The sequence below is a fragment of the Streptomyces sp. NPDC060028 genome (assembly GCF_042736725.1).
In the GTDB taxonomy this organism is placed as follows: domain Bacteria; phylum Actinomycetota; class Actinomycetes; order Streptomycetales; family Streptomycetaceae; genus Streptomyces.
In genome coordinates this window covers 1-22025 of sequence record NZ_JBHWVJ010000107.1, presented here as the reverse complement: position 1 = coordinate 22025, position 22025 = coordinate 1, and the positions used below count along the sequence as shown (strand labels likewise).

Genomic DNA, 22025 nt, shown 5'->3' with positions numbered 1-22025 from the left:
GCCACGACCGGAGCCGGGGCGGCGGCCGGAGCGGCAGCCTGGACCGGAGCCGGGGCGGCGGCGGCCGGGGCGGCCGCGGGGGCCGCGCCGGCCACGCCGATGACGGCCAGACGGGCGCCGACCTCGGCGGTCTCGTCCTCGCCGACCAGGATCTCCAGCAGGGTGCCGGCGACCGGGGCGGGGATCTCGGTGTCGACCTTGTCGGTCGAGACCTCGAGCAGCGGCTCGTCGGCCTCGACGGACTCGCCGACCTGCTTCAGCCAGCGGGTGACGGTGCCCTCGGTGACGGACTCGCCCAGGGCGGGGAGCACGACATCGGTGCCGGACGCGGCGGGGGCAGCGGCGGCGGGGGCCTCGGCGGCCGGAGCGGCAGCCGGGGCCGCGGGGGCCTCGGCGACCGGAGCCGGAGCGGCCGGTGCGGCAGCGGGCTCGGCGGCCGGAGCGGCGGCCGGGGCCGGGGCGCCGGAGCCGTCGTCGATGACGGCCAGCTCGGCGCCGACCTCGACGGTCTCGTCCTCGGCGACCTTGATGGACGCGAGGATGCCCGACACGGGGGACGGGATCTCGGTGTCGACCTTGTCGGTCGAGACCTCGAGCAACGGCTCGTCGGCCTCGACGCGCTCGCCCTCGGCCTTCAGCCAACGGGTGACAGTGCCCTCGGACACGCTCTCTCCGAGCGCCGGAAGGGTTACGGAAACCGACATGGTTTCAGTTGCTCCTAACGAATGTGCGGAAGTGGTCGTCGCGCCCGTGACGATTAGTCGTGGGAGTGAAGCGGCTTGCCGGCCAGGGCCAGGTGGGCCTCGCCGAGCGCTTCGTTCTGGGTCGGGTGGGCGTGGATGAGCTGCGCGACCTCGGCCGGCAGGGCTTCCCAGTTGTAGATCAGCTGGGCTTCGCCGACCTGCTCGCCCATCCGGTCACCGACCATGTGGACGCCGACCACGGCACCGTCCTTGACCTGGACGAGCTTGATCTCGCCCGCGGTCTTGAGGATCTTGCTCTTGCCGTTGCCCGCGAGGTTGTACTTCAGGACCACGACCTTGTCCGCGCCGTAGATCTCCTTGGCCTTCGCCTCGGTGATGCCGACGGACGCGACCTCGGGGTGGCAGTAGGTGACGCGCGGGACACCGTCGTAGTCGATCGGGACGGTCTTGAGACCGGCCAGACGCTCCGCGACCAGGATGCCCTCGGCGAAGCCGACGTGCGCGAGCTGGAGGGTCGGGGCGAGGTCACCGACGGCCGAGATGGTCGGCACGTTGGTCTGCATGTACTCGTCGACCAGGACGTAGCCGCGGTCCATCGCGACGCCCTGCTCCTCGTAGCCCAGACCCTGCGAGACCGGGCCGCGGCCGATGGCGACCAGCAGCACCTCGGCCTCGAAGGACTTGCCGTCGGCGAGGGTGACCCGGACACCGGTCTCGGTGTACTCGGCCTTGTCGAAGAAGGTGCCGAGGTTGAACTTGATGCCGCGCTTGCGGAAGGCGCGCTCCAGCAGCTTCGAGCTGTTCTCGTCCTCGACCGGGACGAGGTGCTTGAGGCCCTCGACGATGGTGACGTCGGTGCCGAAGGACTTCCATGCCGAGGCGAACTCGACGCCGATGACGCCGCCGCCCAGGACGATCGCGGACTGGGGCACGCGGTCCAGGACCAGCGCGTGGTCCGAGGAGATGATGCGGTTGCCGTCGATGTTCAGGCCGGGCAGCGACTTCGGCACGGAGCCGGTCGCCAGCAGGACGTGGCGGCCCTGGACGCGCTGGCCGTTCACGTCGACGGAGGTCGGCGAGGAGAGGCGGCCCTCACCCTCGATGTAGGTCACCTTGCGGGAGGCGACCAGGCCCTGCAGGCCCTTGTACAGGCCCGAGATGACCTCGTCCTTGTACTTGTGGACCCCCGCGATGTCGATGCCCTCGAAGGAGGCCTTGACACCGAACTGGGCGGCTTCGCGAGCCTGGTCCGCGATCTCGCCCGCGTGCAGCAGAGCCTTCGTGGGGATGCAGCCGTTGTGCAGGCAGGTGCCGCCGAGCTTGTTCTTCTCGATCAGGGCAACGTCCAGACCCAGCTGGGATGCGCGCAGCGCCGCGGCGTAACCGCCACTGCCACCGCCGAGGATCACTAGGTCGAAAACGGTGCTGGCGTCGTTCGCCACGTCACGTCCTCCATGCATGTGCGCCGGGCACCGGTCCTCTGTGACCGGGCGGCGGCTGGTGATCGGCCGCTTGCTTCTTCGGCCCTGTGGTGGGGGCCCTGTCCTGCCGAGAACCCATCTTCGCATTTGTCGGGGGAACGCGGGACGCCGGGCCCGTCATGTGGCAGACCGATCTGCCCGAAGTAAGGGTTACCGCTGCGTAGAAACCTACGGATTTCGTTGTAGGTGAACACATCCCGAGCGCACCGCGAGCCCCGGTCGAGTGTTCGACCAGGGCCCGGAGTGCGTCACGTCTCACATGAGGTGCGTCTGCGGCCTTCTCAGCCCAGGTCGCCCGTGGCCGTACGCTCGGCCAGCCGCACCAGGGTGCGCACGGCCGAGCCGGTGCCGCCCTTGGGGGTGTAGCCGTACGGCGCGCCCTCGTGGAAGGCCGGGCCCGCGATGTCGAGGTGGGCCCAGGTGATGCCCTCGCCGACGAACTCCTGGAGGAAGAGGCCGGCCACCAGGCCGCCGCCCATCCGGACACCCATGTTGGCGATGTCGGCGGTGGGGGAGTCCATGGACTTGCGCAGGTCCTCGGGGAGCGGCATCGGCCACGAGGCCTCGCCGACCTCCTCGGCGATCTCGTGGATGGTGGTGCGGAAGGCGTCGTCGTTGGCCATGATCCCGAAGGTCCGGTCGCCGAGCGCCAGCACCATCGCACCGGTCAGGGTGGCGACGTCGACGATCGCGTCCGGGTTCTCCTCGGAGGCCCTGGTCAGCGCGTCACCCAGGACCAGGCGGCCCTCGGCGTCCGTGTTGAGGACCTCGACGGTCTTGCCGCTGTACATGCGCAGCACGTCACCGGGCTTGGTGGCGGAGCCGGACGGCATGTTCTCGGCGAGCGCGAGCCAGCCGGTGACGTTGACCTGGAGGCCCAGCTTGGCGGCCGCGACGACGGCGGCGAACACGGCGGCGGCGCCGGACATGTCGCACTTCATCGTCTCGTTGTGGCCGGCCGGCTTCAGGGAGATGCCGCCCGAGTCGTAGGTGATGCCCTTGCCGACGAAGGCGAGGGTCTTCTCCGCCTTGGCGTGGGTGTAGGACAGCTTCACCAGGCGCGGCGGGTTCTCGGAGCCCTTGCCGACGCCCATGATGCCGCCGTAGCCGCCCTTGACCAGAGCCTTCTCGTCCAGGACCTGGACCTTGATGCCGTTCTCCTTCGCGGTCGCGGAGGCGACCGCGGCGAAGGCCTCGGGGGTGAGGTCGTTCGGCGGGGTGTTGATCAGGTCGCGGGCGATGTTGACCTCGGTCGCGACGACCGTGGCGCGCTCGGCCGCGGCCTTGTGCTCCTTGTCGCGCGGCTTGGCGCCCAGCAGGGCGATCTCGGCCAGGGGCAGCTTCGGGCCGCCGTTCTTGTTGCCGGCCTTCTTCTCGCCGCCCTGGTAGGCGGTGAAGGCGTACGCGCCCAGCAGCGCACCCTCGGCGACGGCCGTGACGGCGGAGGCGTCGTCCAGGGGGAGGGCGAAGGCGGCCTTCTTGGCGCCGTGCAGCGCGCGGGCTGCGGAGCCGGCGGCGCGGCGCAGCGCCTCCTCGTCGTACGACTCGTCCTGCTCCGGGACCGGGCCCAGACCGACGGCCAGCACGACCGGGACCTTGAGGCCGGCCGGGGCGGGCAGCTTGGTGGTCTCGCCTTCGCCGCCCGAGGCGCCGAGCGCGTCGAGCACGGCGGCGAGCTTTCCGTCGTACGCCTTGTCCACGGCCTCGGCGCCTGCGGCCACGACGAGCCCCTTCGGGCCCTTCGCCACGCCGACCACGAGGGCGTCGGCGCGCAGCGTCGCCGCGCCGGCAGTGCTGAGAGTCAGAGCAGTCACGGTGGTGAAGTCTCGCTTCCGTTTGTATGTGTGGGCTGCGGTCGCGTCGGGGTCGCCGGCCGCTCCGCAGCGATCGTAATCCGGCCCGACGGCCGCCAGAAATGAGCGTACGCGTACGGACTCGTCCGTACGTCACTCGAAGGTTTGGCAAGTTGTTCGAGCATCGGGGTAGCAGGTTCACCCATCTGTGGCCTCTGTTCCAGGTTTGCCCTTTAGACCTGACGAGGTCCGAGAGACTCGAGCCACTCTCGCAAGGGGACGCGGGGTCCCTTTGCATGATTTCCACAGAGCCTCCCCGACCCGGCCGACCGCCACAGGGCCGAAGTCGGGGGATGCCTGCGGGGGGAAAGGCCGACATGGTCAACAAGAACCGGATGAACAGGGTCGCTGCCGTGTGCGCAGCGGCAGCCCTGGTGTCCGTCGCAGCACCCGCCGTGACCGCCCAGGCGGTCACGGCACCACGCATCGACCTGAAGGTGCTCGTCGTCGACGACGGCGGCAGCTCGGTCGAGGCGATCACCGCGGAGCTCCGGGACACCGGAGTGCCGTTCACCCGCGTACAACTGGGCAGCAGCGGCCGCCCGGTCATCAACGCGGCGTACCTCAGCGACACGGTCGACGGCCGGCCGCGCGCCAAGTTCCAGGGGGTGGTCCTGCCGAACGAGAATCCCTTCGGGGAGGGCTCGGCCGAGATGGCCGCGCTGACCGCGTACGAGACGACGTACGGGATCCGCCAGGTGGACGCCTACACCTGGGCCCACCCGGGCGTCGGCCTGGAGTACACCGACAACGGCGGCTACAGCGGCACGCTCGACGGCACCCCGGCCACCGTCACCGCGGCAGGAAAGGCGGGGCCCTTCGGCTACCTCGGGGGCCAGGTCACCTTCGAGGACAACTCGGCCCTGGTACCCGAGAGCTACGGGTTCATGGGCAAGCCGCGCACCGGCTACACCAGCTACCTCGACGCCCCCGTCGGCGCCGGACGGGCCTCGCTCGTCGGCGAGTACGCCCACGACGGGCGCAGCGAACTGGTCGTCACCTTCGGCTACAACCAGTACCAGCAGCAGTTCCGGCTGATCGCCCGCGGCATCGTCGAGTGGCTCACCCAGGGCGTCCACCTCGGCCAGGAGCGCAACTACTTCGCGGTCCACGTCGACGACGTCTTCGCCCCGGACGCCCGCTGGGACAAGAGCCTCAACTGCACGCCCGGCGACTACGCCTGCGCGGGCGGCGAGGGCAAGGAGAGCACCATCCGGATGACCGCCGCCGACGCCCAGTACGCGGCGCAGTGGCAGACCGCCAAGAGCTTCAAGCTGGACATGCTCTTCAACGCGGGCGCCGGCGAGGAGTGGAAGACCGAGAACGGCGGCACCGACGCCCTGACGGCCCAGCTGGTGGCCGACCGGGCCAAGTACCGCTGGATGAACCACACCTACACGCACCCGTTCCTCGGCTGCGTCCAGGACACCACCACCACCCCCTGGACGTGCACGAAGTCCGCCCAGGGCGCCATCAACTGGATGAGCCGGACCGAGATCTCCGCGCAGATCCGCGACAACAACAACTGGGCGGCCTCCCACGGCATCACCACCGACCGCACCGAGATCGTCACCGGCGAGCACTCCGGCCTCAAGACCCTCCCGCAGCAGGGCCAGGACAATCCCAACCTGGCCGGCGCCTTCGCGGACAACGGCGTCAAGTGGGCCGGCAGCGACAACTCCCGCGAACCGGCGCAGCGGCCGGTCGGCGCCGCCCTCACCGTCCCGCGCTACCCGATGAACGTGTACTACAACACGGGCACCAACGCGGAGATGGCCGACGAGTACAACTGGATCTACACCAGCAGGGCTGCCGGCGGCAGCGGCGCCTGCGAGGACAACCCGGTGACCTCGACCTGCCTGCCGGCCGCGCTCGACACCAACACCGGCTACCTGGACTACGTCGTCCCGCAGGAGGCCCGGACCGCCCTGCGCCACGTGCTGGCCAACGACCCGCGGCCGCACTACGTCCACCAGAGCAACCTCGCCGAGGACCGCACCCTCTACCCGGTGCTCAACCAGGTCCTCGACACCTACCGCTCGCTCTACGCACCCAGCGCGCCGATCGTCAACCAGAGCATGAAGGACACCGGCGTCGAGCTCGGCCGCCGCGCGGCCTGGGACAAGGCCATCGCGGACAACAAGGTCACCGCCTACCGCATCGGCACGGCCGTCACCGTCAAGGCGCCCGCCGGCGTGGTGGCCCCGGTCACCGCACCCACCGGAACCAAGAAGCAACTCCTGCTCGGAACCGCGGACTTCGGCACCGCCTACGCCGCGACCCGCTCCGCCTGGACCTCGCCCGAGCTGCTCCAGAGCGCCGTCACGCTCAAGCTGCCCAGCTGACCGACCCGCAAGCCGCCACGAGTCACCTGGCGCCGGCGCTCCGCCACACCACGGGCGCCGGCCCCTTTTCCGTCCTGGGGGGACACACCACATGAGCCATGGGCGTCATGTCACCATGCTCACCGAAGGCACCTACCCACACGTCCACGGGGGCGTCAGCACCTGGTGCGACCAGCTGGTACGCGGCATGCCGGAGGTCGACTTCAACGTCATAGCCCTGACCGGCTCCGGACGCGAGCCGGTCACCTGGGAACTGCCACGCAACGTCTACCGGCACACCGCCGTTCCGCTGTGGGGCCCGCCGCCCGCCCGCGGACTGCTCCGGGCCCTGCGCGGCAAAGCCCACCGCCGCTTCACCGACACCTACGCCTCCTTCCTGCTCTCGCTGCTCGATCCCGCTCACGGCGGCTTCTCCGAAGCCCTGCGGGAGATGGCCCTGCTCGCCCGGGCCGGGCGGCTCGCACCGGCCCTGCGCTCCGAGTCCGCCCTGCGCCTGCTGATGAGCCTGTGGACCCGCCCCGGCCTGCTCACCGCCGCCGCCGAGCCCACCATCCACGACGCGCTCACCGCCACCGACCTGCTCGAACACGCACTGCGCCCGCTCTGCGTGCGGATCCCGCCCGACAGCGTCGCGCACGCCGTCAGCAGCGGCCTCGCCACCCTTCCGGCCCTCGCCGCCAAACACGTCGACGGGGTCCCCTTCCTCCTCACCGAGCACGGGATCTACCTGCGCGAGCGCTACCTCGGCTACCGCAGCGCCGCCCAGCGCTGGCCCGTCAAGGCACTCCTGCTCGGCTTCTACCGCGAGCTCAACACCGAGGGCTACCGGCAGGCCGACCTGATCACCCCGTGCAACCAGTACAACCGCCGCTGGGAGGAGCGCGGCGGCGCCGACTCCGAGCGGATCCGTACCGTCTACAACGGCGTCGACCCGCACGCCTTCCCCGAGGCGGGCCCCGAACCCGAGGTCCCCACCCTCAGCTGGTGCGGCCGCATCGACCCGATCAAGGACCTCGAAACCCTCATCCGCGCCTACGCGTTCATGCGCGTGGAGCTGCCCGCCCTGCGGCTGCGCCTCTTCGGCCCGGTCCCGGCCGGCTGCGAGGACTACCGGGTGCGCCTGGAGAAACTCGCCGCCGAACTGGGGGTGAGCGACGGGATCTCGTACGAGGGCCGCATCGAGCAGGTCTCCCGGGCGTACGCGGCCGGCAGCATCGTGATGCTCTCCTCCATCAGCGAGGGCTTCCCGTTCAGCATCATCGAGGCCATGTCCTGCGGCCGCACCACGGTCTCCACCGACGTCGGCGGGGTCCGCGAGGCCGTCGGCGACACCGGCCTCGTCGTCCCGCCGCGCGAGCCCGAGACCATGGCCCGCGCCACCCTGGCCCTGCTGCGCGACGACGAACGCCGCGCCGAGCTGGGCCGGATGGCCCGCAAGAGGGTCGTGGAGAAGTTCACCCTCCACCAGTCCGTGGACGGCTTCCGCCACATCTACCGCGAACTCGCCGGCCAGCCCGTGCTGCCCGTCCACGAGGGCGACGACTGGACCCAGCGGGTCGCCGACCCCTGGTACCGCGAACTGGCCGCCGACGGGAGCCTGTGGTGAGCGGATCCCTCTGGCTCAGGGTCCCGGGCGGCGACACGCTGCCCGCGATCCCGCGCCCCCGGCGCACCGCGACCGGCGCAACGGACCCGATGGACGAACTCGCCGACCGGCTCGGCGGGTTCATCGCCGCGGCCGTCCACCCCGACGAGATCGCCGCCATCCTGGAATCCGACGGGATGACCGACGAGCACATCAGGCTCACCTACGGCCGCCACGACTCCTTCGGCCTCGCCGAGGAGCTGTACGCCCGGGTGCCGCGCTCCTTCCCGGAACCCGAGGAGACCCCCGACCCCTGGAAGGTCTCCCTCACCGCCTGCCTGCTGCGCGGGGTCGTCTTCGCCCTCCCCGGCCTCGCCTACGTCCTGGGCGCCCCCCTGCTGGAGGGCCCCAAGGACCGGCTGGGACTGCCCGCCGGGACCCTGACCCTGCTCGCCGGGGCCCTCATCGGCTGGGTCTGGGACCAGACCCTGTCCCACCGCGCGTACTCCTGGCTCGGCCTCGGAGACCGGGCCGCCGCCGGGCGGACCCTGCTCGCCGGGGCCCCCGCCGGGGCGTTGCTGGGGACCGCCGCCGCGCTGACGGTCCCCGGCGGGCCGCCGTTCTCGTACGCCTTCGCCGCCGGTCAGGCCCTGTACGTCGGGGCAGCCACGGTCCTGCTCGTCCTCGGCCGGGAACGGCTGCTGCTCGGCGCGCTCGCCCCCATGGCCGCCGGATCGGTGCTGGTCTTCTTCACCGACCTGCCCGTCCGGATCCGCGTCGGACTGCTGGTGGTCTCCCTGCTGGCCGCCTGCGCGCTGGCCGTACGGGAACTGCCGGTGGCCCAGGGGACCCGGGCCGCCGCGCGGCGGATCCGGGGCTGGACGCAGCGCCGGCCGGGCCGGGGACCGGTGCGCTGGCGGATGCTGCGCGGCGCCGAGGAGGAGTTCGCACCGCGCGGGCCCCGCCTCGGGGAGTCGGTGCCGTACGGGGTCTTCGGCCTCGGCACCGGCCTGCTCGTGCTGTACGCCGCGCTCGGGGAAGTCCTCGCCGGCGGCCCCGCCGAGGCCGTCGCCGCCCCCTCGGCGGTGGCGCTGACCCTCAGCATGGGCCCCGCCGAATGGCTGCTCCACCGCTTCCGCAGCGGCAGCCTGGCCGGGCTGCGCGCCGCCCGCTCCCCGCACGCCTTCCGGCTGCGCATGCTCACCACCCTGGCCCGGTGCCTCGCCGCCTACCTGGCGGTGCTGCTGGCCCTGGGCCTGGCCGGCACCCTGCTCTGGCCCGGCGCCCCCGGCCTGACCGGGATCCGCGTCGCCACCCTGCTGCTCCTCGGCGCCGTGATGTGGACCGGGCTGCTCCTCCAGTCGTTCGGGGCGGTCCGGCCCGCCGCGACGGTCTGCGCCTCGGCGGCCGTCGTGCAGAGCCTGGCCCTGCTGGCCGGAGCGGGGCAGCCGCGCGTGGTCCAGCTGGTGGTGGCCGGTGCGGCCGCGGCCGTCCTCGCCGCCCTGGTCTGCCTGCTGCTGGGCCGGGCGACCGCCCACCGCTGACCTCCGTACCCGAAGAAGGACCACATGCTGCTGGTGCCCCTCTACGAGCACCCCGCCGACCGGCCCGACGCCTGGGAGCGGCTCATCCGCTCCGCGGGCCGGCTGCACTCGGTCGTGCTCAACCCCGACAGCGGGCCGGGCAACGCCCCCGACGAGCGGTTCGCCGTCGTCGCGCAGCGGCTGCGCGACGCCGGGGTGTCCGTCCTGGGGTACGCCGACACCGACTACGGGCGCCGCCCGCACGCGGCCGTCGTCCAGGACCTGCTGCGCCACCGCGACTGGTACGGGGCCGACGGGGCCTTCCTCGACCAGGTCTCCTCCGACCCCGAAGCCCTGCCCCACTACGGGCGGCTCGCCATAGCCGCCCGCGCCGCGGGCGCCCGTACCCTCGTCCTCAACCACGGGGTGCACCCGCACCCCGAGTACGCCGACCTCGCCGACCTGCTCGTCACCTTCGAGGGGCCGTGGGACGCCTACCGGGACGCGGCCGCCGTGCCGCCCTGGACCGCCGACCATCCCGCCCAGCGGTTCTGCCACCTCGTCTACGCCGTCCCGCCGAACGCCCCGGCCGCCGAACTCGCCGAGCAGCGGCGGGCGGGGGTGTACTGCGCGGTCCCCGGGACCGGCGCACACCCGTGGGGGACCCTCCCGTACGCCCTGGAGGCCGCCGGATGAAGCGCTCGTTCCCCCGCGGCCGACTGCTGCTCCTCGTACCGCTGCTGCTGCTCGCGGCCTGTACCGGCGGGGGGTCCGACGACGACGGGCCCGACGAGGGGCCCGACGACGTGTCGCTCGCTCCGGCGCCCGGCGAGCGCTGGCAGCCCCGGCCCGGCGTCAGCTGGCAGTGGCAGCTCACCGGCAAGCTCGACACCTCGGTGAAGGCGGCCGTCTACGACGTCGACGGGTTCAACACCACCAAGGAGCAGGTCGCCACGCTCAAGCGGGCCGACCGCAGGACCATCTGCTACCTCTCCACCGGGGCCTGGGAGGACTTCCGCCCGGACGCCGCCGACTTCCCCACCTCGATGCTGGGCGAGGGCAACGGCTGGGAGGGCGAGCGCTGGCTGGACATCAGGCGGCTCGCGGAGCTGGAGCCGCTGATGGCCAAGCGGATCGACATGTGCCGGGACAAGGGCTTCGACGCGGTGGAGCCCGACAACATGGACGGCTACGCCAACAAGTCCGGCTTCCCGCTCACCGCCGAGGACCAGCTGCGGTACAACCGGCTGATCGCCAAGCTCACCCACGACCGGGGCCTGTCGGTCGGGCTGAAGAACGACCTGGACCAGATCCCGCAGCTGGTGGGGGACTTCGACTTCGCGGTCAACGAGGAGTGCATGGACCACGACGAGTGCGGGCTGCTCGACCCGTTCGTGAAAGCGGGGAAGGCCGTCTTCCACGTGGAGTACGAGAACCGGATCGGGAAGTGGTGCGCCCGCTCGCAGGCGGCCCGGCTCAGCTCGCTGCAGAAGAAGACCGAGCTGGGGGTCTGGCGGCAGGTCTGCCCCGCCACCGCCACCGCCAAGCCGTAGCAGGGGGCGGGAGGCGGGGGCGCGCCGGCCTCAGGCCACCGGCAGGATCGCGTGCACCCGGTAGCCGCCGCCGTACCGGGGCCCGGCGAAGCAGGAGCCGCCCAGGGCGCCGGCCCGCTCGCGCATGCCGAGCAGCCCGTGGCCGCCGCCCTCATCGCCGTCGGCGGGCCCCTCGGGCGCGGGCTCCGCGCCGCTCCCGCCGTCGTCCAGCACGGTCACCTCCACCGAGGCCCCGACGCGGACCACGCTCACCTCGGCGCGCACCTCCACCCCCGCGTGCTTGCGCACGTTGGTCAGCGCCTCCTGGATCACCCGGTACGCCGCCAGGTCCACCGCGGCGGGCAGCGGATCGCGGTCCCGGCCCAGTTGGACGATGACCTGGACCGGCAGCCCGGCGTGCCGGAAGGTGTCCACCAGCTCGTCCAGCACGGCCAGCCCCGGCGCGGGTTCGGTCGGCGCCTCCGGGTCGCCGGACTGGCGGAGCAGCCCGACGGTGGCGCGCAGCTCGTTCAGCGCCGAGCGGCTGGCGTCCCGTACGTGGGCCAGGGCTTCCTTGGCCTGGTCCGGGCGTTTGTCCATGACGTGTGCGGCGACCCCCGCCTGCACGTTGACCAGGGCGATGTGATGGGCCACCACGTCGTGCAGGTCCCGGGCGATGCGCAGCCGCTCCTCGGCGACCCGCCGCCGGGCCTCTTCCTCCCGGGTCCGCTCGGCGCGCTCGGCCCGCTCCCGGATGGCGTCGACGAAGGCCCGCCGGCTGCGCACCGCGTCCCCGGCCGCCGCGGCCATGCCGGTCCAGGCGAAGATGCCGATGTTCTCCTGTGCGTACCAGGGCAGCGGTCCGGCCAGCATGGCGACGCCCGTCAGCCCGGCCATCGTGAGCAGGCCGATCCGCCAGGTGGTGGGCCGGTCGGTGCGCGCGGCCACCGTGTACAGGGCCATCACCGCGCACATGGCGACGGGCGCCCGCGGCTCGCCGGTGGTCAGCTCCGCCAGGGACAGTGCGCAGGTCACGGCGAGCACGGTGCGCGGCCGGCGGCGCCGGAACACCAGCGCGGCGGCGCCCAGCAGCATCAGCAGCAGGGAGAACGGCTCGGGGGTGCGGGTGCCGAAGGTGGGGCCGTGCGGCCCGTGCGGGTCGGCGAAGGAGCCGACGACCATGGAGACGAGCGCCCCGAGCGCGAGCACGGCGTCGGTGGCGAGCGGATGGGCCCGCAGCCACTGCCGCGTGGGGGCCAGCGGCCCGAGGTGTGTCGTCACCCGGATACGGTACGGCCCCGCGGACGGGCTCAGTCCCGCCGAGGCGGCGGCAGCGGGGCGGTCGCGGGCGGGGGGCGCCGGCCGAGCGGGGTGCGGGAGCGCTCGGGCCCCCACTTGGCGCGGACGAAGCACACCGCCATGACCGCGGCGATGGCCGCGAGGTGTTCCTTGCCCGCCAGATTGTCCTTGAACAGCAGCTCGCCGATCATCACCACGATCACCACGGACCCGGTCAGATAGGCCCGGTACCGCCAGCACACGTAGATGGCGAGGCCCACGACCGCCGCCGACGGGCCGGTGTCGTTGACGATCCGGTCCGACAGCGGCAGGCCGAAGGGGTGGTCGGCGCCGAGCGAGAGCCCGATCCGCGCGTACGTCGTCCCGGCCAGGGTGGCGACGTAGCCGATGAGCAGCGTGCGCCACCAGCCGATGCAGATCTCCGAGATGCCGAAGACGAGCAGGATCTGCACGAGCGCCCCCCACACCGGCAGGTCGAGCGCCGGCACGAACAGCGACAGGGGGGTTCGCAGCAGGGCCAGCCAGAGGGGGTCGACGGCTTTGACCGACCCGAGGTTCTGGACCGGCTGGAAGCCCCATGACGTGTTCTGCACGATCTGGAAGACCGAGGTCAGGCAGACCGCGCCGAGGGTCATCGGGACCGCCCGCCACTTCTCGTGGACGAGCGCGTCCCGAATGGTCCAGAACAGGGGCCCCCACTCGCGGCGGGCGAACCGCCGCAGTGAGGCAGTCGTCAACGCTTGCTCTCCAGATGTCTGCGGTGCATCCACTTCGGCAGGCCGGGGGCTTCCAGGAACCCCTCGGCCCGGCCCGCCGCGATACCGATCCGCAGCAGGTCCGAACTCTTCTCGAAGAGCATGAACCGCGGTTCCCAGATCGGCCGGTATTTGGCGTTGGCCCGGTAGAGGGACTCGATCTGCCACCAGCGCGAGAAGAAGCTCAGCAGCGAGCGCCACATCCGCAGCACCGGACCGGCACCGAGCTTCGACCCACGTTCGAAGACGGAGCGGAACATCGCGAAGTTGAGCGAGACCTGTGTGACGCCGATCTCCTTGGCGCGTTCCAGGAGTTCGATGACCATGAACTCCATCAGGCCGTTCTCGGAATCCCGGTCACGGCGCATCAGATCGAGCGAAAGGCCCTTGGGTCCCCACGGCACGAAGGACAGCACGGCGCGCAGATCGCCCTTGCCGTCGGTGCACTCCAGCATCACGCACTGGCCGTCGCCGGGATCGCCCAGTCGGCCCAGTGCCATCGAGAAGCCGCGCTCGGTCGCGCCGTCGCGCCAGTCGTCGGCCCGCTTGAGGAGTACGTCCATCTCCTCGGCCGGGATGTCGGCGTGCCGGCGGATCCGGACCGTGTACCCGGCCCGCTTGACGCGGTTGTACGCCTGGCGGACGGTGCGCATGGCGCGGCCCTCCAGCGTGAACTCCGCGGTCTCCACGATCGCTTCGTCGCCGAGCTCCAGCGCGTCCAGCCCGTGCCGGGCGTAGATCTGCCCGGCCTCCTCGCTCGCGCCCATCACGGCCGGCACCCAGCCGTGCTCGCGGGCCTCGGCCAGCCACGGCTCGATGGCGCCGGGCCAGGCCTCGGGGTCGCCGATCGGGTCGCCGGAGGCCAGCGAGACCCCGCCGACGACGCGGTAGGTGACCGCGGCCTTGCCGGTGGGGGACCAGATCACGGACTTCTCGCGGCGCAGCGCGAAGTAGCCGAGCGAGTCCCGGTCGCCCTGCTTGGCGAGGAGCGCCCGCAGGCGGTCCTCGTCGTCCTCGGTGAGGGGGTCCACGGCGCGCCGCGAGCGGAAGGCCGCGAACAGCACGGCGATCAGCAGCAGCGTCGACATGACGTTGATGAAGACGTCCACCCAGCCGGGCGTCGTGATCGCGCTGCTGATCTTCTCGTCGGGGGCCAGGGTGATCAGCCGCATCACGCCGTACCGCCAGCGGGCCAGGAAGGTGGCCTCGGCGCGGTTGGGGTCGATGTTCGAGGCCCCGACGAGCAGGGCCGCGGTCAGCGACGTGACCAGCAGGCCGATGGAGGCGACGGCGGTGGCGAGCGCCGGGTTGGAGCGGTCGCCCTTGGCGTAGAACGCGCGGCGGCCCAGCAGCAGGGCGCCGACGAAGGCCGCGGTCATGCCGAGCGAGACCCAGTTCTGCGCGTGCTCCCGCATCTCCGGGTAGTCCGGGTTGCTGAAGGCGTACACGAACACGGCGAGCGTCATCCCGCTCAGCACCGTGTTCAGGACCCACGCGGCGCGCTTGCGGCGGCGCATGGTGACCGCGAGCAGCAGCGAGAACAGGCCCGGGGCGAAGCCGGGCGCGAGCAGGTACGGGGTGTAGAAGTCACCGGTGTTGTGGCTGCGCAGGTCCTGCCCGAGCGAAAACCACACCGCGCTGAGGAAGTTGACGAAGGTGACGGCGCGGAGGTACCAGACCGCGAAGGCGGCCGCGCGCCTCGACCGGGGGCTTTCGCCGCCGGTCTCCCGGCCGCCTCCCGTCCTGCCGGCGTCGCCGCCGGTCTCTTTCCTGGCGTTCGGTGTCCCACCGGCCGTGCGGTCGGTCTTCCGGTCGGTCTCTACGCTGGTCAAACGGACCTCTCCCATGAAAAGCGATGATATGGGGCGTCGCCGTCCATGGTGGGCCTGTCCGGGGGGACCACAGCCTGGTCAGGACCGCAGGCCCCGGTGGCTCATTCCGTCAGCTCGTCCGCCGCCCGCTCCGGCAGTTCCGCCGCGAGTGCGGCGGCTGCCTGGACCAGGGGGAGTGCCAGCAATGCCCCGGTTCCTTCTCCCACAGTGACGCCGTGGTCGAGCACAGGGTTGAGTGCCATCCGGTCCAGGGCCTTCGCCTGGCCCGGCTCGCCGCTGGCCTGCCCGGCCAGCCACCAGTCCGGAGCCCGGAACGCGGCCCGCTGGGCCACCAGTCCGCAGGCCGCCGAGACGATCCCGTCGAGGATGACCGGGGTACGGCGCACCGCGCACTGGAGCAGGAAGCCGGTGATCGCGGCGACGTCGGCGCCGCCGACGGCCGCCAGCAGGGCGACCTGGTCGCCGAGCACCGGGCGGGCCCGGCGCAGCGAGTCGCGGATCGCCGCGCACTTGCGCATCCAGGCCAGGTCGTCGATGGGCACGCCGCCACGGCCGGTGACGACTGAGGCGTCCGTCCCGCACAGGGCCGCCACCAGCGTCGCCGCGACCGTGGTCCCGCCGACGCTGAGGTCCCCGAGGACGACGAGGTCCGTGCCCGAGTCGGCCTCCTCGTCGGCGATCCGCATCCCGAGCCGCAGCGCGGCCTCGGCCTCCTCGGCCGTCAGCGCGTCCTCGACGTCGATCCGCCCGCTGCCGCGCCGGACGCGGTGGCGGGTGATGTCCTCGGGGAGCAGCCCCGGTTCGCAGTCCAGACCGGCGTCGACGATCCGTACGGTGGCGCCGAGCCGCCCGGCCAGGATGGCGACGGGACTGGTCCCGTCGAGCACGCCCCGGACCAGCTCGTGCGCGCTGCCGGCGGCGCGGGCGGAAACCCCCTCGGAGGCGATCCCGTGGTCGGCGGCGAACAGCACGACGCGGGGGCGCCCGATCGGCGTGACCGGCACCCGCCCCTGCGCGGCGGCGAGCCACTCCGCGAGTTCGTCGAGCCGCCCCAGCGCCCCGGTCGGCACGGCCAGCCGCTCACGGCGTTCCTCGGCATCACGACGGACGCCCCCGTCGGGGCGCTCGATCAGATCGGAGAAGTCGTCGAGATTCAGCGTGGTCATCTGCCAGAGCGTACAGCCGGTAAGGCCCTCCCCAAGCCCGGCCCGGGGGCGCGGTGCCCGGGGCGGAGCACCGCTCCGCGACCCGGGCGTCAGCCCTTCAGCGGCACCGCCTGGCCGGCCATCAGGAGCAGGACGTGCTCGCACTCGGCGGCCACGGACGCGTTCAGCCGGCCCAGTTCGTCGCGGAAGCGCCGGCCCGAGGGGGTCGCCGGGACCACGCCCGCCCCCACCTCGTTGCTGACCAGCACCACCGTGCGCCGGGTCGCCCGTACCGCCGCCACGAGCGATGCGGTGCGCTCGGCCAGCTCCTTGCGGCCGCCGCCCGCCCAGACGGCGTCGTCCCAGGCCCCGGCCCGGTCCATCGCGTCGGTCAGCCACAGCGCCAGACAGTCGATCAGCAGCGGCGGTCCCGCCGCGTCCGCCAGCAGCGGAGCCAGCTCGCAGGTCTCCACCGTCCGCCAGGCGCCCGGCCGCCGCTCCCGGTGCTGTCCGACCCGCCGGGCCCACTCCGGGTCCCCCGTGCGGGTGCCGCTCGTGGCGACGTAGACCACCTCCGGGAAGGACTCCAGCCGCCGCTCGGCCTCGTACGACTTCCCCGAGCGGGCCCCGCCCAGCACCAGCGTCCGGCGCGGCACGTCCGGCGCCGGGTGGTACGCGCCCACCACCACCGTGGTCCCGTCCGGCACGACGCGGGCCCCCGCCGCCGCGCAGCGCCGTTCCAGCTCGGCGCCGGGCGGGGTGTCGTGGTCCAGGTGTACGGCGACCACGTCCGTGGCCGGGCCGATCGCACCGTTCGCTCGCAGCCGCGCCAGTGCCTCGGGCCGGCCCGGCACGTCCGCGAGGACCATGTCGTACGGGCGCTGCGCGACCCCGTTCGTCCCCGCCGGCGCCCCGCCCGGCGGCAGGTACAGCAGCCTGCTGCCGTCCGGGCCCGTCACCTCGTACCCGGTGCCCGGCGCGTCCATCGCCACCGCCCGCACCCGGTGCCCGGAGATCACCGACAGCTCCCGGCCGTCCGGTACCCGCCCGGCGGCCGGCAGCCCCGGCGGCAGCTCCACCGGGGGACCGTCGTGCGGGTGGGTCAGCAGGACCTGCCGTACGCCGGCCAGCGAGTGCCCCGCGCGGGCGCCCGCCAGCACCGCCCCGGGGGTCAGGTCGAGCAGCAGCGCCCCGTCCACGAGGACCGAGGTCGCGGCGCGGGTCCGGGCCCCGACGGACACCGCGCAGGCGGCGCAGGGACAGCCGGGGCGGGGCAGTCCTTCGGGTGTGCCGGTGCCGAGCAGAGTGAGTTCCACAGGATGATCCTCCCGCGTCGCCGAGAGTGGTGCGCGCCCGGCTACTCTGCGGGCAGACTCAAGGCGAGAAGCGTGCGAGCAGCTGACGAGCAACGGAGGCGGACATGGCGTGGACGTGGCGGTTCGAGGCGGCCGATGGCAGCGAGACGACCCCGTCGGTGGTACCGGAAGAGTTCACCACGCAGGGGGACGCCGAGTCCTGGGTCGGTGAGTACTGGAAGGACCTCCTGGAGGGCGGCACCGAGCAGGTGAAGCTGTCCGACGACAGCGGCGTCGAGCTCTACACGATGAGCCTGCGCGCGGCCCTGGAGGCCTGAGGGCCGACGGCGCCCGCGAAGAAGCCCGGGCCCCCACCGGGGGTCCGGGCTTTCGTGTGTCCGGGCTTTCGCGTGTCCGGGATCAGCCCCGTACGCCGCACAGGTGCAGCAGGGCCGCGACGCCGCGGTAGGGGTCGGTCCGCCCGGCCCGGTCCTCGGCGGCCAGCAGGCGCTCCAGCTCCTCGTCCGGGGGGAGCTGCTCGCCGGCCTCGGTCCCGTCGGTGAAGACGCGTACGCCGTACCAGGCCTGGAGCGGGGCCCCGATCCCGGACAGCGTGGCCGTCAGCCCGGCCAGCCGGTCGGCCCGTACGTCCAGGCCCAGCCGGTTCGTGTAGTCGATGTTGTCGAAGGCGGCCAGCGCGGCCTGCCAGTCGGCGCCCAGGCCCGGCCGCATGGCGAGCGCGTCGCCGTTGCGCACGAGCAGGGACAGCAGCCCGCCAGGGGCGAGCATCCGGGCCAGCCCGGCGAGCATGGCGTCCGGCTCGGGGACATACATCAGCACCCCGTGGCACAGCACCACGTCGAAACTGCCCGGCAGGAAGTGGGCGCCGGTCTCGCGGCCGTCGCCCTCCATCAGGCGGACCCGGTCGCGGATCCCGGCCGGCTCTTCGGCCAGCGCCTCGCGGGCGACCTCCAGCATGCCGGGGTCCTGCTCCAGGCCCGTCACCTTGTGCCCGGCGCGGGCCAGGCGCAGCGCCTGCGTGCCCTGGCCCATGCCGACGTCGAGGACGCGCAGCCGCTGCCCGACCGGGAAGCGCTGCGCGATCTGCTCGTCGACCTGCCGGCCCACGAGCTCCTGGCGGACGGCGTTGCGCAGTCCGCCGAGTCCCTCGAGCCACAGCCGGGCTCCTTCGGAGAAGCCTTCCCCCGGCGCTCCGGGCGTCCTTCGGCTCAGGGCCGTTCCCCGCGCTTGACCTGCGGCTTCGGGAGGCGAAGCCGGCGCATCTGGAGGGTGCGCATCAGGCCGTAGGCGATGGCTCCGCGGCGCGGCTCGTCCGGGAAGCGCTCGGTGAGCGCCTTGCGGAGGCGGAACACCAGGCCGATGGAGTCCAGGATGATCAGGACGATCACGCCGAGCCACAGCATCAGCGCGATGGACTGGATCGACTGCACGCGGACCATGCTGAGCACCAGGATGATCACTGCCAGCGGCAGGAACATCTCGGCGACGGAGAAGCGGGAGTCCACGAAGTCGCGCACGAACTTGCGTACGGGACCCTTGTCGCGGGCGGGCAGATAACGCTCGTCGCCATTGGCGAGTGCCACGCGCTGCTTCGCCATCTCTTCACGGCGGCGCTCACGGGCTCGCTTGGCATCCTCCTTGCGATTGCCGGTCGAGGCCACCACGGCCTTGCGCTGCGACTGGGCCACAGCACGCTTCGGCGTCGGGCGGCCCTTCGGGGCCTGCGGGTCACGGGGCTGCGAGAGGTCGGCGCTCACCTTGTCGGTGGCGGCGGCCTTCTCTTCCTTGGAGGAGCGGCTACCAAACACAAAACCCAAGGGTACGTGGTCGTCGGCATGGGCCCCACCCCGGCGGGGAACGATCCGGCAACGGCGGGCGTCTTCCCTGTGCGAGGTGTTCACGCCCGTCGGGGAAGCACCTACTCCTTACGCCTGACACGGACGGTGCGTAGTCGTCCTGGAGGAGGAGCGCATCCGCACTCGAACAGTGCGGTAATAGAGACAGGCCCCGTACTGTGGGTCCTGTTGGTGACCTGGAGCGAAGTCCGTCTAGAAGGGGGCGCGCGAAGCCCATGAGCGGTGTCATGAAGCGTATGGGGATGATCTTCCGCGCGAAGGCGAACAAGGCCCTTGACCGGGCCGAGGACCCGCGCGAGACCCTTGACTACTCGTACCAGAAGCAGCTTGAGCTGCTGCAGAAGGTGCGCCGCGGCGTCGCCGACGTGGCGACCTCCCGCAAGCGCCTGGAACTGCAGCTGAACCAGCTCCAGGGCCAGTCCTCCAAGCTGGAGGACCAGGGCCGCAAGGCCCTCGCCCTGGGCCGCGAGGACCTGGCCCGCGAGGCCCTGTCCCGCCGTGCCTCGCTGCAGCAGCAGGTCAGCGACCTGGAGGTGCAGCACCAGACCCTCCAGGGCGAGGAGGAGAAGCTCACCCTCGCCGCGCAGCGACTGCAGGCCAAGGTGGACGCCTTCCGCACCAAGAAGGAGACCATCAAGGCCACCTACACCGCGGCCCAGGCGCAGACCCGGATCGCGGAGTCCTTCTCCGGCATCTCCGAGGAGATGAGCGACGTCGGCCTGGCCATCCAGCGGGCCGAGGACAAGACGGCGCAGCTGCAGGCCCGGGCCGGAGCGATCGACGAGCTGCTTGCCTCCGGCGCGCTCGACGACCAGAGCGGCCTCGGCTCCAAGGACGACATCCAGGCCGAGCTCGACCGCCTCTCCGGCGGAACGGACGTGGAGCTGGAGCTCCAGCGCATGAAGGCCGAGCTGGCGGGCGGCCCGTCCGCCCAGCAGCAGGCCATCGAGGGCGGTGCCCCCGGCACCGACCGGCAGGCGCAGACCCAGCACCGGTTCGACAAGCAGTAGAGACGGGGCCCGTCATGATTGTCCGCATCATGGGGGAAGGTCAGGTGAAGCTGGCCGACAGCCACTTCACCGAGCTCAACAAGCTGGATGACGACCTGCTCGCGGAGATGGAGAGCGGCGACGAGGAGGGCTTCCGGCGCACGCTGGGCGAGCTGCTCGAAGCCGTACGGCGGCTCGGCGAACCGCTGCCCGACGACGCGCTGGAGCCGTCCGAGCTGATCCTCCCCGGTCCCGGCGCGAGTCTGGACGAGGTCAAGGACATGCTCAGCGACGACGGGCTGATCCCGGGCTGAGCCCGGGGCGGGCCCCGGGTCAGGGCCCGGGGGGTTTCTCGCCGCCGAGGGGGACCCGCTCCGGGTCCGGGGTCCCCCCGATGAAGTTCTCGAACCTCCGGCGCGGCGCCGCCCAGCGGCGGTCGTGGTGGAAGGCCCGCAGCCCGGCCCTGGCCCGGGCCCGCGGGCGGTTCGCGTAGAACCGCTTCGCATACGGGGAACCCGGCCGGGCCAGGCGGACCGCGCCGATCAGCGCCACGAACGGCACGACCGTGCCGAAGAAGGCGGTGCGCGGTTTGCCCTTCCACAGCGCGATCAGGGCCAGGAAGAAGTTGGTCGCGGTGTTTATGACGACCAGCCCGCGGCTGTGCCGCTCGTCGGTGCTCAGGTCGTTGACCCCGAAGGGCAGGAAGCCGCCCAGCACCAGCCCCACCAGCGCCGCCGTCAGGACCACGATCTCCACGCTCTTGCGGCCCTGCTCGCTCCAGTAGACGTCGTCCAGGTGCAGGATCAGCGCGAACTCGTCCAGCACCAGCCCCGCGCCCAGCCCGAAGACCACGGCCGAGAGCCCCGCGCCGAAGCCGTGCCGGCCGCTGCCGACCGATCCGAATCCGCCGATGATCACGAGGATCACGCCGGGCACCACGTGGTGGACGTGCAGACCGCCCGGGGTGACGTTCTTGAAGGGGCCCTTGCCGGCCCGGATCAGCCGGGTGATCATACGGGTGACCAGGAACGACGTCACGAACGCGAGCAGGGCGAGCAGCAGCGGCAGCTTCCCCGGTTCGACGATGTTCCGATACCACCAGTGACCCATACCGCAGACTCCCTGCTCGGCAGCTCCCCATTTGGCACGTAATGGGTAACTTACCGTCCGGCGTGAGCAGGTAGCGTTCGCGCGGATGACTGATTCCTACGACGGTCCGCTGCTGACGCCGCCCCCGGACCGCGCTTCGCTGTGCGACGGGCTCCGCTTCGCCTTCGGCACGCTCACCGTCCTGCCCGCCCGCATCACCCGCTGGGACCGCCCGGCCGCCCGTACCGGCATGGCCTGCGCCCCGCTCGCCGGGCTGGTCGTGGGGCTGCTCGCCGCGGCGGCGGGGGTGCTCCTGCTGCTCCTGGGCGGCGGCCCGCTGCTCGCCGCCGCCGTCACCGTCGCCGTCCCGGCGGCCCTGACCCGGGGCCTGCACCTGGACGGCCTCGCCGACACCGCGGACGGGCTGGGCAGCGCCAAACCGGCCGACGAGGCGCTGCGCATCATGAAGCAGTCCGACATCGGGCCCTTCGGCGTGGTCACCCTCCTGTTCGCCCTGCTGATCCAGGTCGCGGCCCTGTCGAACGCGTACGCCGACGGCTGGTTCCGCGGGGCCCTCGCCACCGTGGTCGCCGCCGTCACCGCCCGGCTCGCCATGACCCTGGCCTCCCGCGACGGGGTCCCGCCGGCCCGCCCCGGGGGCCTGGGCGCGGCGGTCGCCGGCGTGGTCCCGCGCGCCGCCGCCGCGCTCTCGGCGCTGGCC

At 72.6% G+C, this 22025-nt stretch carries 20 protein-coding genes; 9 read left to right on the top strand and 11 right to left on the bottom strand.

Features of this window, described 5'->3' with window-relative positions:
* The 3 genes from ACFWBF_RS33425 to ACFWBF_RS33415 form a co-directional block, all read right to left on the bottom strand.
* On the bottom strand, window positions 1-704 hold a 704-nt coding region (locus ACFWBF_RS33425; protein ID WP_385608399.1), incomplete at its 3' end, for a biotin/lipoyl-containing protein.
* A gap of 53 nt (window positions 705-757) precedes the next feature.
* Window positions 758-2146, bottom strand: a complete 1389-nt coding sequence (gene lpdA / locus ACFWBF_RS33420) for a dihydrolipoyl dehydrogenase (RefSeq protein ID WP_385608398.1) — start codon at window positions 2144-2146, stop codon at window positions 758-760.
* Window positions 2147-2466: 320 nt separating this feature from the next.
* On the bottom strand, window positions 2467-3999 hold the full coding sequence (locus ACFWBF_RS33415) for a leucyl aminopeptidase (protein ID WP_385608397.1): 1533 nt from the start codon (window positions 3997-3999) through the stop codon (window positions 2467-2469).
* Between the two features lie 356 nt (window positions 4000-4355).
* Between ACFWBF_RS33415 and ACFWBF_RS33410 the strand changes: the two genes are divergently transcribed.
* The 5 genes from ACFWBF_RS33410 (at window position 4356) to ACFWBF_RS33390 (ending at window position 11044) form a co-directional block, all read left to right on the top strand.
* Window positions 4356-6383, top strand: coding sequence for a hypothetical protein (locus ACFWBF_RS33410; RefSeq protein WP_385608396.1), 2028 nt, complete (start codon window positions 4356-4358; stop codon window positions 6381-6383).
* A 91-nt stretch (window positions 6384-6474) separates the two neighbouring features.
* The gene (pelF, locus tag ACFWBF_RS33405; protein WP_385608395.1) at window positions 6475-7989 is read left to right on the top strand and encodes a GT4 family glycosyltransferase PelF; all 1515 of its coding nucleotides are present in this window, start codon (window positions 6475-6477) and stop codon (window positions 7987-7989) included.
* Window positions 7986-9512: a hypothetical protein gene (locus ACFWBF_RS33400; RefSeq protein ID WP_385608394.1), complete on the top strand. Its 1527-nt coding sequence runs from the start codon at window positions 7986-7988 to the stop codon at window positions 9510-9512. Before pelF ends, ACFWBF_RS33400 begins: the two co-directional genes overlap by 4 nt.
* 24 nt (window positions 9513-9536) lie before the next feature.
* On the top strand, window positions 9537-10187 hold the full coding sequence (locus ACFWBF_RS33395; RefSeq protein ID WP_385608393.1) for a spherulation-specific family 4 protein: 651 nt from the start codon (window positions 9537-9539) through the stop codon (window positions 10185-10187).
* Window positions 10184-11044 carry an endo alpha-1,4 polygalactosaminidase gene (locus tag ACFWBF_RS33390; RefSeq protein WP_385608392.1) on the top strand — a complete coding sequence of 287 codons (861 nt, stop codon included), beginning with the start codon at window positions 10184-10186 and terminating at the stop codon, window positions 11042-11044. Before ACFWBF_RS33395 ends, ACFWBF_RS33390 begins: the two co-directional genes overlap by 4 nt.
* Window positions 11045-11074: 30 nt before the next feature.
* Here ACFWBF_RS33390 and ACFWBF_RS33385 read toward each other — a convergent pair whose 3' ends face one another.
* The 5 genes from ACFWBF_RS33385 to ACFWBF_RS33365 form a co-directional block, all read right to left on the bottom strand.
* Entirely contained in the window at window positions 11075-12304 is a 1230-nt protein-coding gene (locus tag ACFWBF_RS33385) for a sensor histidine kinase (protein WP_385608391.1), read from the bottom strand.
* Between the two features lie 29 nt (window positions 12305-12333).
* Window positions 12334-13059, bottom strand: a complete 726-nt coding sequence (locus ACFWBF_RS33380) for a hypothetical protein (RefSeq protein WP_385608390.1) — start codon at window positions 13057-13059, stop codon at window positions 12334-12336.
* Window positions 13056-14924 (bottom strand): phosphatidylglycerol lysyltransferase domain-containing protein, encoded by a 1869-nt coding sequence (locus ACFWBF_RS33375; protein WP_385608389.1) that lies wholly within the window; start codon window positions 14922-14924, stop codon window positions 13056-13058. The genes ACFWBF_RS33380 and ACFWBF_RS33375 overlap by 4 nt, the downstream gene beginning before the upstream one ends.
* Window positions 14925-15010: 86 nt before the next feature.
* Window positions 15011-16075, bottom strand: coding sequence for a nicotinate-nucleotide--dimethylbenzimidazole phosphoribosyltransferase (gene cobT / locus ACFWBF_RS33370; protein ID WP_385608388.1), 1065 nt, complete (start codon window positions 16073-16075; stop codon window positions 15011-15013).
* Between the two features lie 89 nt (window positions 16076-16164).
* Window positions 16165-17370, bottom strand: a complete 1206-nt coding sequence (locus ACFWBF_RS33365; protein ID WP_385608387.1) for a bifunctional adenosylcobinamide kinase/adenosylcobinamide-phosphate guanylyltransferase — start codon at window positions 17368-17370, stop codon at window positions 16165-16167.
* Between the two features lie 104 nt (window positions 17371-17474).
* On the opposite strand from ACFWBF_RS33365, the gene ACFWBF_RS33360 reads away from it, so the two are divergent.
* Entirely contained in the window at window positions 17475-17687 is a 213-nt protein-coding gene (locus ACFWBF_RS33360) for a hypothetical protein (RefSeq protein ID WP_385223152.1), read from the top strand.
* An 82-nt stretch (window positions 17688-17769) separates the two neighbouring features.
* Here ACFWBF_RS33360 and ACFWBF_RS33355 read toward each other — a convergent pair whose 3' ends face one another.
* Together ACFWBF_RS33355 and ACFWBF_RS33350 are read right to left on the bottom strand one after the other, a co-directional pair.
* Window positions 17770-18477 (bottom strand): class I SAM-dependent methyltransferase, encoded by a 708-nt coding sequence (locus ACFWBF_RS33355; protein WP_385608386.1) that lies wholly within the window; start codon window positions 18475-18477, stop codon window positions 17770-17772.
* A 101-nt stretch (window positions 18478-18578) separates the two neighbouring features.
* The gene (locus ACFWBF_RS33350; RefSeq protein WP_385608385.1) at window positions 18579-19187 is read right to left on the bottom strand and encodes a DUF3043 domain-containing protein; all 609 of its coding nucleotides are present in this window, start codon (window positions 19185-19187) and stop codon (window positions 18579-18581) included.
* A gap of 254 nt (window positions 19188-19441) precedes the next feature.
* Here ACFWBF_RS33350 and ACFWBF_RS33345 point away from each other — a divergent pair, with 254 nt between their 5' ends.
* Both ACFWBF_RS33345 and ACFWBF_RS33340 read left to right on the top strand, forming a co-directional pair.
* Window positions 19442-20236 carry a PspA/IM30 family protein gene (locus ACFWBF_RS33345; protein WP_385608384.1) on the top strand — a complete coding sequence of 265 codons (795 nt, stop codon included), beginning with the start codon at window positions 19442-19444 and terminating at the stop codon, window positions 20234-20236.
* 14 nt (window positions 20237-20250) lie between these two features.
* Window positions 20251-20529, top strand: coding sequence for a hypothetical protein (locus ACFWBF_RS33340; RefSeq protein WP_385608383.1), 279 nt, complete (start codon window positions 20251-20253; stop codon window positions 20527-20529).
* A 19-nt stretch (window positions 20530-20548) separates the two neighbouring features.
* Here the strand turns inward: ACFWBF_RS33340 and ACFWBF_RS33335 are convergent, their stop codons facing one another.
* Complete coding sequence (locus ACFWBF_RS33335; RefSeq protein ID WP_385608382.1) at window positions 20549-21325, bottom strand: hypothetical protein; 777 nt, start codon at window positions 21323-21325, stop codon at window positions 20549-20551.
* A gap of 85 nt (window positions 21326-21410) precedes the next feature.
* Here ACFWBF_RS33335 and ACFWBF_RS33330 point away from each other — a divergent pair.
* A partial coding sequence (locus ACFWBF_RS33330; protein WP_385608381.1) for an adenosylcobinamide-GDP ribazoletransferase occupies window positions 21411-22025 on the top strand: 615 nt, incomplete at its 3' end.

Bases quoted from the DNA above. Each gene is read 5' to 3' on its own strand.
- ACFWBF_RS33345 (WP_385608384.1), top strand. From the start codon at position 19,442: ATGAGCGGTGTCATGAAGCGTATGGGGATGATCTTCCGCGCGAAGGCG.
- ACFWBF_RS33395 (WP_385608393.1), top strand. From the start codon at position 9,537: ATGCTGCTGGTGCCCCTCTACGAGCACCCCGCCGACCGGCCCGACGCC.
- ACFWBF_RS33335 (WP_385608382.1), bottom strand. From the start codon at position 21,325: ATGGGTCACTGGTGGTATCGGAACATCGTCGAACCGGGGAAGCTGCCG.
- ACFWBF_RS33410 (WP_385608396.1), top strand. From the start codon at position 4,356: ATGGTCAACAAGAACCGGATGAACAGGGTCGCTGCCGTGTGCGCAGCG.
- pelF (WP_385608395.1), top strand. From the start codon at position 6,475: ATGAGCCATGGGCGTCATGTCACCATGCTCACCGAAGGCACCTACCCA.
- ACFWBF_RS33390 (WP_385608392.1), top strand. From the start codon at position 10,184: ATGAAGCGCTCGTTCCCCCGCGGCCGACTGCTGCTCCTCGTACCGCTG.
- ACFWBF_RS33375 (WP_385608389.1), bottom strand. From the start codon at position 14,924: ATGGGAGAGGTCCGTTTGACCAGCGTAGAGACCGACCGGAAGACCGAC.
- ACFWBF_RS33360 (WP_385223152.1), top strand. From the start codon at position 17,475: ATGGCGTGGACGTGGCGGTTCGAGGCGGCCGATGGCAGCGAGACGACC.
- cobT (WP_385608388.1), bottom strand. From the start codon at position 16,075: ATGACCACGCTGAATCTCGACGACTTCTCCGATCTGATCGAGCGCCCC.
- ACFWBF_RS33340 (WP_385608383.1), top strand. From the start codon at position 20,251: ATGATTGTCCGCATCATGGGGGAAGGTCAGGTGAAGCTGGCCGACAGC.